Raw genomic sequence first — 13,765 nt, 5'->3', positions numbered from 1 at the left:
GTGCGCCGCGGGTGCTCGGCTCAGGCGTCTTCCGCGATCTCACCCTCCGAGCGGGCGCTCAACGAGCCCCGATCGAGGGTGATCGTGAGCGCGCTCCCGGCCGGCGCGTCGGCGGCGTCACGCAGGATCACGCCGCCGTCGAGATGGGCGATGGCATAGCCCCGGGCCAGCGTCGCCGCGGGGGAGAGCGCGCGCAGCGACGCGCGGAGCTCGCCGGTGCGGCGGCCGGCGTCGTCGAGCTGTCGGTTCACGGCGTCTCGTCCACGTCCGAGCAGCAGCCAGATCTCCTGGGCGCGGGCGTCGATGATCGGCGCGGGCGAGCGCAGCACGGGGCGCGAGCGCAATTGCTCCAGCTGCGAGATGTCGTGGGTGAGTCGCTGCGTCAGCCGCGTGGTGGCGCGGGAACGCAGCTGGGCGATGAGCGCACGCTGTTCGCCGACGTCGGGCACGACGCGTTTCGCGGCGTCGGTCGGGGTCGAGGCGCGCAGATCGGCCACGTCGTCGAGCAGCGGGTGGTCGTTCTCGTGCCCGATCGCACTCACCACCGGGGTGGAGACCGCGGCGACCGCTCGCACCAGCTTCTCGTCGCTGAAGCCGAGCAGCGTCTGCGGGTCGCCGCCGCCGCGGGCGATGATGATCACGTCGACCTCGGGGTCGGCGTCGAGTCGAGCGAGGGCCGCGAGCGTGTCGGGAACGCAGCGGTCGCCCTGCACAGCGGCGTACTCGGTGCGGAAGCGCACCTGCGGCCAGCGCAGCTCGGCATTGCGATGGACATCCTTCTCGGCGTCGGACCGCTCACCGGTGATCAGACCGATCACGTGCGGGAGGAAGGGCAGGCGCCTCTTCCTGGCCGGGTCGAACAGCCCCTCCTGCCGCAGCTTCACGCGGAGCTTCTCGAGCCGCTCGAGCTGGTCGCCGAGCCCGACGTGCTTCATCGCGGAGACCGCGAAGCTGAAGTCGCCGGCCTTGACGAAGTAGTCGGCCTTCACTGCGGCGACGACGTGATCACCGACGCCGATGTCGGACGGGATGCGTCCGCGCACGCTCGACCACACCCGGATGGAGATCTGCGCATCGGAGCGGGTGTCCTTCAATCGCGCGAACACGTTGCCGGCGCGGACGTTCCAGGAGGTGATCTCGCCCTCGACCCAGACGGTGTTCCACCGGGCGATGAAGTCGCGGATAGTCGCATTCAGACGCGTGACCGAGGTGGGGGCGTCAGCGGTCGAGTCGCGGGGTGCGACGGAATCGGCCGGAGGGGTCTCGCCCTGGCCCGTCGTCGCTTCGAAGACTGTCATCCGCTCCCGTTCCGTGCCCCTGAACCTCCCCGGCCGCGCACAGCTGTGCGACGGTAGAATTCAAGGGTGACTTCGACTGCCGTTCATCTCCCCGTGCCCCGCCTTCCACGAGTGCGTGCGGCGGCCGGGCGGCTTCAGGATAACCCGGTGGCCGGACACAAGCGCGTTCTGCTCGCCGCACCGCGCGGCTATTGCGCCGGCGTCGACCGTGCCGTGGTCGCCGTCGAGAAGGCCCTCGAGCGCTATGGCGCTCCGGTCTACGTGCGCAAGCAGATCGTGCACAACATCCATGTCGTGACGGAGCTCGAGGAGAAGGGCGCGATCTTCGTCGAAGAGGTCGACGAGGTCCCCGAGGGCGCTCACGTGGTCTTCAGCGCTCACGGCGTCTCGCCGGCGGTCGTGAACGCAGCCGCCGATCGCGGACTCCACGCGATCGACGCGACGTGCCCGCTTGTCACGAAGGTGCATCGCGAGGCCGTGCGTTTCGCCCGGGACGACTTCGAGATCCTGCTCATCGGCCACGACGGCCACGAAGAGGTCGAGGGAACGGCCGGTGAGGCTCCCGAGCATGTGACGGTCGTGAACTCTCCGGAAGAGGCCGACACGGTCGTCGTGAAGGATCCGAACAAGGTCGTCTGGCTCTCGCAGACCACGCTCTCGGTCGACGAGACGATGGAGACCGTCAACCGCCTGCGCACTCGTTTCCCCGAGTTGCAGAACCCGCCGTCCGACGACATCTGCTACGCCACGCAGAACCGCCAGGTGGCGATCAAGAAGGTCGCCGCCGGTGCGGATCTCGTGATCGTCGTGGGCTCGTCGAACTCGTCCAACAGTGTGCGCCTCGTCGAGGTCGCGCTCGAGTACGGGGCGAAGGCCGCTTATCGCGTCGACTACGCCGAGGAGATCCAGCAGGAGTGGCTCGACGGCGTCGAGACCGTCGGCGTGACCAGCGGCGCCTCGGTGCCCGAGGTCCTGGTGCGCGAGGTGCTCGACGCGATCGGCGACGCCGGTTACCGCGACGTCGACGAGGTGAAGACGGCAGAGGAGGACCTCATGTTCTCCTTGCCCAAGGAACTGCGTCAGGACGCTGCGGGACAGCGCGACGCGCGGGCACTCGGCGGTCGTGCATCAGGAGGAGGCGCGTAGCGGTGAACGCCGCGGAGGCGGAGCCCACCCTCATCGGGTCGGTGCAACGCGCTCTGCGGCTGGTCGACATCGTCGCCAACTCTCCTCGTCCTCTTCCGCCCAAGATGCTCGCGGCGATCACCGGTCTGACCCCGGGCACCACCTACAACCTGGTGCGCACGCTCGTGCACGAGGGGTATCTCGCGTCGGAACCCGACGGGGTCGTGCTCGGCGCCCGGTTTCCGTCCTTCCAGGAGCAGATCAGCTCGCGGGGCGTGTTCCTCGCCCGCGTGCGCGCTGCGCTCCGCGAGGTGACGGAAGACGTGGGTGCCACGGCCTATCTCTCACGCTTCGACGACGGGGAGATGCACCTGGTCGATATCGTCGACGCGGTCCGCAACCCCCGCATCGAACTATGGGTGGGGCTGCAGTCGAGCGCCCACGCGACGGCGTTGGGGAAGCAGATCCTCGCAGCCCTGCCGGAAGCCGATCGCCTGGACTACCTCTCGAGGCACCGGCTGCCGGAGCTCACCCCGCGGACGATCACCGACCGCAGGGCGCTGCTCACACAGCTGGACCGATCGCCGGGCTGGGCGATCGATCGGGAGGAATACGCCATCGGCGCCACCTGCGTCGCCGTGCCGGTCATCGCGCCGGGGATCACCGCGTCCCTGGCGATATCACTGCCGGCGGATCGGGCCGTCGTGGATCGCGCGCTCGTCTCGGCGCTGCAGCAGACCGCGCGGAAGCTCTCGCTGCAGTTGGGGGCGGATGCGCTGGATGAGGGGATCTCCGGAGCCGAGTTCACTATCTGAAGTACGACCCCTGGTATTGCGGCATGCGTTTTCCTACTATGGGTAGAGTAGCGGCATACATGAACGCTACTGATCGCCTTCAGCGTCCCCAGCGCTGGCGATCAATCTGGATGAGGAGCGTCCCCAGTGCTCCACGTCCGCGGCCCCGAGAAGTCCCCACTTCTCCGGGGCCGCTATCGTTTCGGGCGCGCGGTCCCGCGGCGATCGGCTGTGAACCGGCCAGAGGTGGGGCCGTTAGCATGGCGAGATGAGTGAACAACGGCCCCGGTACGGCGAAATCGCGACTCCCGAGGAGCAGCGACGAGCGGCGGGTCTGCCGCCGCTCGAAGACGTGGTGATCGCACCGCCCACGACGCCCCTGCCGCCTGCTCCACAGGCAGGTCCTTCGACGAGTGATCCCGCGACGAAGCGATCGCACCCTCTCGATCGTTTCGCGACGATCGCGATGCTCGCCTACGGGCTGATCAACATCGTCGTCACCGGTCTGTCCTACCTCGACCTGCCCACGGTCATGAACCAGACGATGAAGGTCCTCGGCATCGAAGGGGAGTTCACGAACTTCGCGCAGGGGAAGACCTGGGGGACGATCGCCGCGATCGTGCTCGCGGTCGGATGGTCTGTCACCGCCGCGCTCTCGATCCGTCGCCTGCGTCGAGGACGGATCACCTGGTGGCTCCCGATCATCGGCGCGATCATCACGACGGGCGTGGTGTCGATCTGCATCGCGGTGCCGATGATGAGCGATCCGGCGTTCGTCGCCCACCTCGAGCAGATGACGGCTCCCTGACCTCATCCCGTCGGCGTCGACGCACGACGCCCTTCGGCTACGAAGAAGGGGCCCGGCAGGAATGCCGGGCCCCTTCTGTCGTCTCGCGACCGATCAGCTCTGGGACTGGCCGTACGAGCCGAGCTGACGGGTCGACTCGACCACGCGGGCAGCCATCGCCGATTCGGCGATCTTTCCCCAGGCGCGCGGGTCGTACTGCTTCTTGTTCCCGACCTCGCCGTCGACCTTGAGGACGCCGTCGTAGTTCTTGAACATGTAGTCGGCGATCGCACGCGTGTAGGCGTACTGCGTGTCGGTGTCGATGTTCATCTTGATCACGCCGTTGGCGACCGCGAGGGCGATCTCCTCATCGGTGGAACCCGATCCGCCGTGGAACACCAGGTCGAGCGGCTTGGCGCCGGTGTTGTACTTGGCGGCGACCTCGGCCTGGATCTCACCGAGGAGCTCCGGGCGCAGCTTCACTCCACCGGGCTTGTACACGCCGTGCACGTTGCCGAAGGTGAGGGCGGCGATGTAGCGGCCCTGCTCGCCGAGGCCCAGTGCCTGGACGGCCTGGTCGACATCGGCGAAGGTCGTGTAGAGGGCTTCGTTCGAGCCTTCGTGCTGCACGCCGTCCTCTTCGCCGCCGACGACGCCGATCTCGACCTCGAGGATGGCGTTGATGTTCTTCATGCGGGGGAGCAGGTCCTTCGCGATCTCGATGTTCTCCGCGAGGGGAACTGCCGAGCCGTCCCACATGTGGGACTGGAAGATCGGGTTGCGACCGGCCTTGACCTCTTCTTCGGACGCGGCGATGAGCGGCTCGACGAAGCCCGCGAGCGCATCCTTCGGGCAGTGATCCGTGTGCAGTGCGACGGTGATCGGGTAGTTCTTCGCGACCTCGGTGGCGAAGCGGGCGAACGCGAGGGCGCCCGTGGCGCGGGCCTTCACCGTGTGGCCGGCGAAGTAGTCGGCTCCACCCGTGGTGACCTGGATGATGCCGTCGGAGCCGGCTTCGGTCAGCCCCTGGAGGACGGAGTTGATCGTCTGCGAGCTGGAGACGTTGAATGCGGGGTACGCGAAGCCGCCGGCCTTCGCGCGGTCGAGCATTTCGGCGTACTGATCCGGGGTGGCGACGGGCATGAGAACTCCTGCGATAGGGGAAGCCGGGACAGCTGCCACTCTATCGGGGCGTGTGGGCCTCTACCGCAGTCATGACCTCCAGTGCGCGAGACCGCTTCTGCTTCCTTGTTAAGAATCGCGAATCCTTCGCGGGATACGGGCCGAAAGGGGCCGGATTCGGACCCGTCGGTGGCTAGGCTGACCGCATGGTGAGTCTGACAGCGGATCTGAGCCCTCTTCGTCCCGACCGTAACCTCGCGATGGAGCTGGTGCGTGCGACGGAGGCCGCGGCGATCCGCGCGGTGCCGTTCATCGGCCGCGGTGCCAAGGAGGCGGCGGACGGTGCGGCTGTCGATGCCATGCGCGCCTTCCTCGGCACGGTCGACTTCCAGGGCCGCGTCGTCATCGGCGAGGGGGAGAAGGACAACGCCCCGATGCTCTTCAACGGCGAGGTGGTGGGCACGGGCCGCGGACCTCTGTGCGACATCGCGGTCGACCCCATCGACGGAACCTCTCTCACGGCCGCTGGTCGGCAGAACGCCCTCTCCGTGATCGCCGTCTCGGATCGTGGCACGATGCTCGACGCCTCGACCGTCTTCTACATGGACAAGCTCGTCACGGGCCCGGCAGGTGTCGGGGTCGTCGATATCCGTCTGCCGATCGGTGAGAACATCCGCAAGCTCGCGGGTGCGCTCGACAAGCCGGTCGACGAGATCGTCGTCTCGGTGCTGAACCGCCCGCGTCACGAGCAGCTGATCCAGGAGATCCGCGACGCCGGCGCCGGCACCCGTCTGATGAGCGACGGTGATGTCGCCGGTGGCATCAACGCCGCCCGTCACGATGCGCGCACCGACATGTGCGTCGGGGTCGGCGGCAGTCCGGAGGGCATCGTCACGGCGTGTGCGATCAAGGCTCTCGGCGGGCACATCCAGGGTCGCCTCTGGCCCCGCGACGATGACGAGCGTCAGCGCGGCATCGACGCCGGACTCGACATGGACAAGGTCTACGAGGCGGACGACCTGGTGCAGGGGAACAACACGATCTTCGTCGCGACCGGTGTCACCGACGGGCAGCTCGTCGCCGGCGTCCGTCGCGAGCGCGGCTACGTCTACACCGAGAGCGTCGTGCTCCGCGGGGCATCCGGAACCCTTCGGCGCATCGCATCGGAGCACCTCGTCTCGAAGTGGCTCTGATCGTTCGGGAGCCTACCGTCCCGTGATCGTCGGCCGGGGAGCCGGCGGCATCGTTATCGAGCCGGTATCGCCCGGCAGGGGCGCGATCCACGGTTCTCCGGGGCGCCGTGTCACAATTGTCACTGGGTTTGTCGCCGTCGACGGAGCCGCCAGGCACCGCAGGCACAGGAGGGCGAACAGATGACAACGCAGCACACGAGCGGCTCGAAGGCCGCCCCGACGAAGATCATCACGACCAACACGGGTCGCATCCTGCGGGTGAGCGCCGATGCGGAATCCGTTCCGGCACCGCCCGTCGCCACACCGGCCGCTTCGGTGGTCGATCCGGCTCGCCGGGCCGACGTGCTCTTCCGTGTGCGTCGAGACGAGGGACACGAGATCAGCGCCTGGTGGATGATCGGCGCGTTCCTCGCGACCAGCGGTCTCGTCATCCTGCTGCTCAGCGGCGTTCCCGGCATCGCCTGAGGGCCGTCCCCGGTCGCTGATCCGCCCGCGTCATCCCTCGTCGAGTCGATGCCGCACGTCGCCGACGTCCGCACGGACCGTCTCGCCACGCGTGGCCTCGAGAGCATCGATCCCGCCGGTCTGCGACGCACCTGAGGCGGTGTCATCCGTCGTGATGAGCTCAGGGGCTGTGAATCTTCTCGCTGCGCCCACCGTGGTGGCAGATGCGGTCGCGAGCGCAGAGGCATCGACGCCTGGGAACTGGCGGGCGGTGACGAGCACGCGCGTCTCGAGTGAGCCGGCGAATCGGTTGTAGCTGTCGACGGTGCGCTCCAGCGCCCGACGCAGGTCGTCGGCATGCCCGGCGAGCGTACCCAGCCGGTCGTACAGCTGTGTGCCGAGGGCGAGCAGCGTGCGCGCCTCGGTCGACACCTCCTGCTGCGTCCAGGTGAAGGCGACGGTCTTCAGCACCGCCCAGAGGTTGACGGGGGAGGCGAGCGCCACCCGGCGGCTGAACGCATAGTCGAGCAGGGTCGGGTCCTCATCGATGGCGGCGGCCAGCAGGGACTCGCTCGGCAGGAAGCAGATCACGAACTCGGGACTGGCATCGAGTCCCGCCCAGTAGGCCTTCTTCGCCAGGGCGTCGATGTGCGCACGGACCGCCTTGACGTGCTTCTGCATCAGCGTGCGGCGTTGCGGCTCTCGCGCGTCGCCCCCGGGGAGAGCGGAGGCCTCGAGGTAGGCGTCGAGAGGGACCTTGGCGTCGACCGCGATCGAGCTGCCGCCGGCGAGGCGGATGACCATGTCGGGTCGCCCCTGACCGCGGTCGGAGGAGATCGTCGCCTGCAGGTCGAAGTCGATGTGACGGGTGAGCCCGGCAGCCTCCACCACGCGGCGCAGCTGGGTCTCTCCCCAGACACCGCGCGTGGCGGTGGAACGCAGAGCGCCGGCCAGCGATTCCGTCGTCGCCCGCAGCGCCTCGTCGGACTCCTGGGCACGACGCAGCTGCTCTTCGAGAGTGCCGAACTGGGCGTGCCTCTCCCGCTCGATGGCCGTGACCTTGGTCTGCATCTGCTGCAGACTCTCGCGGACCGGAGCCAGGGCCGTCAGCACGGCGTTCTGCTGCTGCACCCGCTGCGCTTCCGCACGCTGCTCGTTCCGCGCATGCTCGACGGCGTCGCGGTACAGGTCGTACTGCCGGTCGCGATCGTCACGCGCGGCCGCCAGCTCGGCCTGGGCACGCGCGAGGTCGGCTGCCCCGCGACCGGCACGGAGGAACCAGCCCACGGCGACACCCGCCGCGAGGGCGACGAGGAGGAGAACGACAGCCAGAGCATCCATGTGTTCATGATGCGGCCGGCATCCGACATTCCCGGGTCGCCGCGCACGGATGCCGTGTGACGCGCCGGCCGCGGTGCGGCGGTGCGGCGGTTCAGGCTCTGCGGTTCAGGCCCGGCGGTTTAGGCGACGGCGCGCTCCAGAACGGGCGCGACAGGTGCGACGGGGGCGGTCACGCGCAGGCTCAGGGCATCGGCGAGTGCGTACACGTCGGCCGCGCCGGCCCTCGCGGCCGCATCGATGACGATCTGCGCGCAGGCGCGGGCATCGGCGAGGGCGTCGTGGTGCGCGAACTCCTCGAATCCGGCAGCGGCGGCGGCGATCGGCAGGCGATACGAATCGAGTGTGTACGTCTTGCGGGCGACCTGCAGGCTGCACAGCGAGCGGTAGGGCGGGCAGAGCTGCCCGGTCGCCTCGGAGGCGCGACGCAGGACGTTGAGGTCGAAGCCCGCATTGTGCGCCACGAGCACGTCGGCCCCGGCGAACGCGCACAGGCGATCGAATTGATCGACCCACGTGGCGGCCGACAGCACGTCCTCGGGCTGGATGCCGTGGATGCGGACGTTCCACTCCTGGAACTCGTCGTGCCCTGGCGGTGGCTGGATCAGCCATCCCGTGGTCGCGACGACTTCACCGCCGCGCACGCGGACGAGACCGACGGAGCAGGCAGAGGCCGGACTGGAGTTCGCGGTTTCGAAGTCGATCGCAGTGAAATCCAGTGGCACATCCCCACTTTCCCCCGGCGGCTCGCAGAGGGGTCGGAGACTCGCCGTATGCTGGCGACATGGCTGAGGACATGGCGACGTCGTTCGGAGCGCAGGCCGGGGATTACGAGGCCGGACGGCCCGACTATCCGTTCGAGGCGGTGGCGTGGATGCTCGAGCGGATGCCCGCGGATTCCCGTCGCGTCGCCGATGTCGGCGCGGGAACGGGCAAGCTCACGCGCGTCCTCTCGCAGGCTCCCGACGCCGAGGTCGTCGCGGTCGACCCCGACCCGGAGATGCTTGCGACGCTCCGCGCTGCGGTTCCGGGGGTGCCCACCTTCGTCGGGTCCGCGGAGCAGCTGCCGCTTCCGGACGCGAGCGTCGACGCCGTCGTGCTGGGGCAAGCCTGGCACTGGGTGGATCCGGTCGCCGGCTCCGCGGAGATCGGGCGCACCGTACGCAGCGGGGGAGTGCTCGGCCTCATCTGGAACATCCGCGACGATCGTGTCGAGTGGGTCCGCAGGCTCACCGAGATCATGCACGGCAGTCACGCCGAGATCATGCTCGCCGAGGGCGATCCTGTCGTCGCCGCACCTTTCGGCCCGATCGAGCAGGAGCGGTGGGAATGGGTCCGCCCCGTCACCCGTGAAGTGCTGCACCGGATGGCGGCGTCGCGCAGCTACATCATCACCGCCCCTGACGAGGAGAAGGAACACATCCGCCGGGAGCTCGACGCCCTCTTCGATGAGCTCGACCTGCATGGCGATGCGACCATCGACCTTCCGTACGTGACCCGCGCGTACCGCGCCGTCCGCGACTGACGCACAGCTCCCGCAGGATCGCCGGGCACCGGCCAGGTAGACTCGTGCCCCGTGGCTCTCACTATCGGCATCGTCGGCCTGCCCAACGTCGGCAAGTCCACCCTCTTCAACGCACTCACCAAGAACGACGTGCTCGCGGCGAACTATCCGTTCGCGACGATCGAGCCCAACGTCGGTGTGGTGAACCTGCCCGATCCGCGTCTGGAGAAGCTCGCGGAGATCTTCGGCAGCGAGCGGATCCTCCCCGCCGCCGTGTCGTTCGTCGACATCGCCGGCATCGTGCGCGGTGCGAGCGAGGGGGAGGGCCTGGGCAACAAGTTCCTGGCCAACATCCGTGAGGCCGATGCCATCGCGCAGGTCGTTCGCGGCTTCGCTGACGACGACGTCGTGCACGTCGACGGCACGGTCAACCCGGCATCCGACATGGAGACGATCAACGCCGAGCTCATGCTCGCCGACCTGGAGACCGTCGACAAGGCGATCGCCCGGTACGAGAAGGAAGTTCGCGGCAAGAAGATCGAGCCCGTCGTGCTCGAGACCGCGAATGCGGCGAAGGATGCGCTGGAGCGCGGCGTGCTGCTCTCGGTCGCCGGCATCGACCTGACGCCCATCCGCGAGCTGGGTCTGCTCACCGCGAAGCCCGTCATCTTCGTCTTCAACGTCGACGAGGCCGTGCTGACCGACGACGCGCGCAAGGCGGAGCTCGCCGCCCTCGTCGCCCCGGCGAAGGCCATCTTCCTCGACGCGAAGATCGAATCGGAACTGATCGACCTCGACCCGGAGGATGCGGCGGAGCTGCTGGCTTCGACCGGCCAGGACGAGTCGGGCCTCGACCAGCTCGCCCGTATCGGCTTCGACACCCTCGGCCTGCAGACGTATCTGACCGCTGGTCCGAAGGAAGCCCGCGCCTGGACGATCCCCAAGGGCTCGAAGGCCCCTCAGGCAGCCGGTGTGATCCACACCGACTTCGAGAAGGGCTTCATCAAGGCCGAGATCGTCTCGTTCGAGGATCTGGTCGAGACCGGTTCCGTCGTCGAGGCCCGCGCCAAGGGCAAGGCCCGCCTCGAGGGCAAGGACTACGTCATGCAGGATGGCGACGTGGTGGAGTTCCGCTTCAACAACTGAGCACGACAGCGTGATCGAAGGCAGACGCCTGAGGTCAAATCTTGAGGAAGATGCCATCTATGTCCAGCTCAGGCAAGTTGGCTATGGATCGTCGTGCCCATTCCGGGTCGATCACAGCTTGAGCGTGTGTGATCTGAAGTTGGGCTTCTTTCATTGTGTAATGGAGCAGCTCCGTCCAGTAGACAAGTTCTACGTTTCGTCTCGAACTCCTGACGGCCCTCAAGAAGGCCGTGGCGCTTTGATGCAAGCTGTCCATACATTCATACGCTGGCATGTAAAAGCCCACAGGTCGTGGGCCATGGAGGAAGACGCCCAAGGAGTCCGCGGCGGCTGACTTCATCGATCCGCTATGCGATGCGTGAACGTGGTGACTGGCGTTCGAAAAGCGGGAGCTTGATACGACATTTCCGTATGCTCTGCTTATGTCCGCGTATGTTACCCGACGGTTGTCGAAGGCCGGCGATGCCCAGCCGTATGGTCTGGCCATGGAGACTCCATGTCGCTGTATGACGCGCTGATACTGCTTATCTATTATTTGGATCGTCTCAGCAGTGAGGCCTCGAATATGGTCGTCCTCTTTCCGTCGCCACATTTCCACATGGTGACTTGCCTCGAATCTTTTTGCGATCTCGGTGCTGCTCCGCTCGATGAACGTCGCAATGACGCCGAGCTCGACTACGGTCCGCATGCGGGCTTCAGCGCCGTCCGGAAACCCGCGTTCGAGCAATGCAAAGGTTTCGTTGGTTGCGGTCATGGCCCGTTGGAGTAGTCCTGCCAAAACCTCTGCTTTCCGACGTGGGCGCCCCTGCTGGAGCCAGCGAGAGCCCGCGGACGCCAGTACATGGCCGCAGATTGATAGATAGGCCGAGACGAAGTCCAATGATTCGTCTAGAAGCTCAGCGACCGAGTCGCTTACCAGTTCTGGAAACGCACGTGCCGCCGATCCAAGCTCCGCGAGGTCCTCTGGAAGATGCCAGTCCAGATTCTCAAGAAAGTCACGAGCCTTTTCGCGCGGGTCAGCGTTCGGAGTTCGACGACTGTAGGAGGTGATACTCCCCGCGATTCTCTGCGAGAGCTTTCTCAGAAGCGCTCGCTCGAGATCGGCCATCTTCACTGCCGGATCTGCTTCGGCTGACCGCCCGTCTCCTGCAGATGTCCTCATGGCTGAAGTATGCCGGTTTTGCGCAACTGTGTGTTCGCGACCGGCAGCGCCCGCGCTCGGATCGGAAGCTTCGAAGTTGGTGCTCGGCGTATCGAAAGAACGCAGAGCAGCCGAGGGTCTCACGACTACGCAACGTGGTGGAGGTCCGCTTCAACGACGAGAGCTGTCGTCGCGTGGTAGGTCGGGCTGAACGGCAATGTCGCTGCATACGTCCCGTCAGCACGGACCATCGAGTCGCCCCGGGTGTTATCGATTTCGAGGCTGCGGAGAAGCGACTTGGCGCCCGCGGGCGTTGGCCGTTTAGCGGACGAGGCGTACCGCCGATTCATCAGTAACGGCTGAACACACGGGTCCTGTACGGTGAGAGCGCCAGAAGATTGCTGGCGTCGGGAGCCCCGGGGGACGACATGAGCAGCATCGAGAACGTGGACTACACGAACTGGGATTGGCTGCCGCGGGCGGCCAATGAGGTCGAGAGCTACGTTCTGCGATTGCTAGCCGAGTCCGGCGTCGAGCCGCACGACGTGTCCGCGCGAGCGAAGTCGATCGCGTCGTTCCAGCGGAAACAAGTCGCGAAACAATACCCCGACCCCATCGGACAGATCACTGACATCGTCGCGATCCGGATCATCACCTACTCGAACACCGACCGGGATCGAGCCCGAGAACTAATCCGTTCCCGATTCGCTGTCCTGCCGGGAGAGGATCGGAACCCAGGCGAGGAAAAGCCGCCGCACCTGCGCGGATACGACTGCCTGCACATCGTCGTCTCGGGGGAAACAGACGACTACGACTCTGATTGGGTAGTCTCCGGGGGTGATCTCGAGCGGTACTTCACGACGTTTGGAGGGCTCGAGATCCAAATCCGCACAGTGGCCGGCCACGCATGGGCGGAATTCGAGCACGCAAGGCGGTACAAGGGCGCTCAGTACAACGCGATCAGCCAGCAAGACCAGGGGACGATAGATCAGCTGTTCGGCGCGGCGTCCGACGCTCGCCGCGCGCTCGACGAGACCTTCGTGGCAATCGATCGGATTCTTGCTCGACCGACCGTAGATATCGAAAGCGCGCACATCGAGACGCGCGTCGAGCCGGACCCCGCGCCGGGGGAGGTTGCATCAACCGCCCTGGATGCGGTCACGCTCTCGCAATTCATGAAGACGCGGTTCCCGAACGACGCCGACGGGAGCGATAGGGGAGTTGATTTCGGAATCGAACTAGTGCGAGCAACAGGCATAGATACCGTCGAGGCCTTGGAAGCGGCGTTGGAAGATGTAGATAGCGACCAGGTGCGCGCCCTAATGGAGTCAGGTGTGTCTGTCACTCGGGTACGGCGCCTGGACGACGAACTTCTCGCGCACTTCGGGCAGGAGTACATCAACAAGACCCAGCACACGGGGTACGGCAAACACCGAGCACTGCAGCTTGAGTGGCGCTATGACCGATTGCGAGGAAAGACTCGGTACAGGACATACTTGCTGCTCGGAGAAGCACGCCCGACCGAACTTGAGGCAGGGCCCTACACTGCGGTTGGTGCGCTTCGCGAAGTTGCACGACTACTGGCGCACGCGCGTGGGGTCGATACAGTTCTCACGCCAGGACTGATCGCCTCTAAGCCGAACCTTCCGCCGGGTGCCCGGGCGAAGAAGATCGCACTGGACGGCGACGCGGCGATCTGGGTCGCGTCGAACCTGAACCGAGAGGCGTCCGAGCAACTGATGCTTCAGCTACTGGATCGGGCCCGCCCCGTTGATCTACGGATCGCGCGCGGGGATGTCGTCGTCGCTGACGGTCAAGCCGCACATCACCGCCAACAGGTTGATGGGCATTGATCAGGCCGAAACAAAACACT

Annotated in this window: 13 protein-coding genes; 8 read left to right on the top strand and 5 right to left on the bottom strand. The window is 66.6% G+C overall.

The annotated features are described in order from the left end of the window. Positions 1-20: 20 nt before the first annotated feature. Positions 21-1,298, bottom strand: a complete 1,278-nt coding sequence (gene xseA / locus MicroSTF_RS05685) for an exodeoxyribonuclease VII large subunit (protein ID WP_315069362.1) — start codon at positions 1,296-1,298, stop codon at positions 21-23. A 93-nt stretch (positions 1,299-1,391) separates the two neighbouring features. On the opposite strand from xseA, the gene MicroSTF_RS05680 reads away from it, so the two are divergent. The 3 genes from MicroSTF_RS05680 to MicroSTF_RS05670 all read left to right on the top strand — a co-directional run bounded on the left by MicroSTF_RS05680 (position 1,392) and on the right by MicroSTF_RS05670 (position 4,025). Further along, positions 1,392-2,444, top strand: a complete 1,053-nt coding sequence (locus tag MicroSTF_RS05680; protein ID WP_416338485.1) for a 4-hydroxy-3-methylbut-2-enyl diphosphate reductase — start codon at positions 1,392-1,394, stop codon at positions 2,442-2,444. Positions 2,445-2,446: 2 nt separating this feature from the next. Next, positions 2,447-3,238: an IclR family transcriptional regulator gene (locus MicroSTF_RS05675; RefSeq protein ID WP_315069359.1), complete on the top strand. Its 792-nt coding sequence runs from the start codon at positions 2,447-2,449 to the stop codon at positions 3,236-3,238. 247 nt (positions 3,239-3,485) lie between these two features. Beyond that, positions 3,486-4,025 (top strand): DUF6264 family protein, encoded by a 540-nt coding sequence (locus MicroSTF_RS05670; RefSeq protein WP_315069357.1) that lies wholly within the window; start codon positions 3,486-3,488, stop codon positions 4,023-4,025. A 93-nt stretch (positions 4,026-4,118) separates the two neighbouring features. Here the strand turns inward: MicroSTF_RS05670 and fbaA are convergent, their stop codons facing one another. Next, a complete protein-coding gene (gene fbaA / locus MicroSTF_RS05665) occupies positions 4,119-5,147 on the bottom strand; it encodes a class II fructose-bisphosphate aldolase (protein ID WP_021199556.1) in 1,029 nt (342 codons plus the stop codon). Positions 5,148-5,332: 185 nt separating this feature from the next. Between fbaA and glpX the strand changes: the two genes are divergently transcribed. Beyond that, positions 5,333-6,319, top strand: coding sequence for a class II fructose-bisphosphatase (glpX, locus tag MicroSTF_RS05660; RefSeq protein WP_017828697.1), 987 nt, complete (start codon positions 5,333-5,335; stop codon positions 6,317-6,319). 180 nt (positions 6,320-6,499) lie between these two features. Further along, positions 6,500-6,784, top strand: a complete 285-nt coding sequence (locus tag MicroSTF_RS05655; RefSeq protein WP_029260379.1) for a hypothetical protein — start codon at positions 6,500-6,502, stop codon at positions 6,782-6,784. 30 nt (positions 6,785-6,814) lie between these two features. Here the strand turns inward: MicroSTF_RS05655 and MicroSTF_RS05650 are convergent, their stop codons facing one another. Continuing rightward, entirely contained in the window at positions 6,815-8,104 is a 1,290-nt protein-coding gene (locus tag MicroSTF_RS05650) for a DNA recombination protein RmuC (protein ID WP_029260378.1), read from the bottom strand. A gap of 119 nt (positions 8,105-8,223) precedes the next feature. Then, a complete protein-coding gene (locus tag MicroSTF_RS05645) occupies positions 8,224-8,826 on the bottom strand; it encodes a 3'-5' exonuclease (protein WP_029260377.1) in 603 nt (200 codons plus the stop codon). Positions 8,827-8,885: 59 nt separating this feature from the next. On the opposite strand from MicroSTF_RS05645, the gene MicroSTF_RS05640 reads away from it, so the two are divergent. After that, complete coding sequence (locus MicroSTF_RS05640; protein WP_315069351.1) at positions 8,886-9,626, top strand: class I SAM-dependent methyltransferase; 741 nt, start codon at positions 8,886-8,888, stop codon at positions 9,624-9,626. 51 nt (positions 9,627-9,677) lie between these two features. Continuing rightward, complete coding sequence (gene ychF / locus MicroSTF_RS05635) at positions 9,678-10,751, top strand: redox-regulated ATPase YchF (protein ID WP_136025120.1); 1,074 nt, start codon at positions 9,678-9,680, stop codon at positions 10,749-10,751. Positions 10,752-10,785: 34 nt separating this feature from the next. On the opposite strand, the gene MicroSTF_RS05630 is transcribed toward ychF, so the two are convergent. Further along, positions 10,786-11,913, bottom strand: coding sequence for a DUF5677 domain-containing protein (locus MicroSTF_RS05630; RefSeq protein ID WP_322954158.1), 1,128 nt, complete (start codon positions 11,911-11,913; stop codon positions 10,786-10,788). A gap of 407 nt (positions 11,914-12,320) precedes the next feature. On the opposite strand from MicroSTF_RS05630, the gene MicroSTF_RS05625 reads away from it, so the two are divergent. Next, positions 12,321-13,745, top strand: a complete 1,425-nt coding sequence (locus MicroSTF_RS05625) for a hypothetical protein (RefSeq protein WP_315069345.1) — start codon at positions 12,321-12,323, stop codon at positions 13,743-13,745. Positions 13,746-13,765: the final 20 nt, after the last annotated feature.

The organism is Microbacterium sp. STF-2, assembly GCF_034650155.1.
Classification (GTDB): domain Bacteria; phylum Actinomycetota; class Actinomycetes; order Actinomycetales; family Microbacteriaceae; genus Microbacterium; species Microbacterium maritypicum_A.
Note: the sequence above shows the minus strand (reverse complement) of the source record. Positions and strands in the feature narration are given on the sequence as shown.

Coding starts and splice junctions, on each gene's coding strand:
- xseA (WP_315069362.1), bottom strand. CDS start 1,298: ATGACAGTCTTCGAAGCGACGACGGGCCAGGGCGAGACCCCTCCGGCC.
- MicroSTF_RS05670 (WP_315069357.1), top strand. CDS start 3,486: ATGAGTGAACAACGGCCCCGGTACGGCGAAATCGCGACTCCCGAGGAG.
- fbaA (WP_021199556.1), bottom strand. CDS start 5,147: ATGCCCGTCGCCACCCCGGATCAGTACGCCGAAATGCTCGACCGCGCG.
- glpX (WP_017828697.1), top strand. CDS start 5,333: ATGGTGAGTCTGACAGCGGATCTGAGCCCTCTTCGTCCCGACCGTAAC.
- MicroSTF_RS05655 (WP_029260379.1), top strand. CDS start 6,500: ATGACAACGCAGCACACGAGCGGCTCGAAGGCCGCCCCGACGAAGATC.
- MicroSTF_RS05650 (WP_029260378.1), bottom strand. CDS start 8,104: ATGGATGCTCTGGCTGTCGTTCTCCTCCTCGTCGCCCTCGCGGCGGGT.
- MicroSTF_RS05640 (WP_315069351.1), top strand. CDS start 8,886: ATGGCTGAGGACATGGCGACGTCGTTCGGAGCGCAGGCCGGGGATTAC.
- MicroSTF_RS05630 (WP_322954158.1), bottom strand. CDS start 11,913: ATGAGGACATCTGCAGGAGACGGGCGGTCAGCCGAAGCAGATCCGGCA.
- MicroSTF_RS05625 (WP_315069345.1), top strand. CDS start 12,321: ATGAGCAGCATCGAGAACGTGGACTACACGAACTGGGATTGGCTGCCG.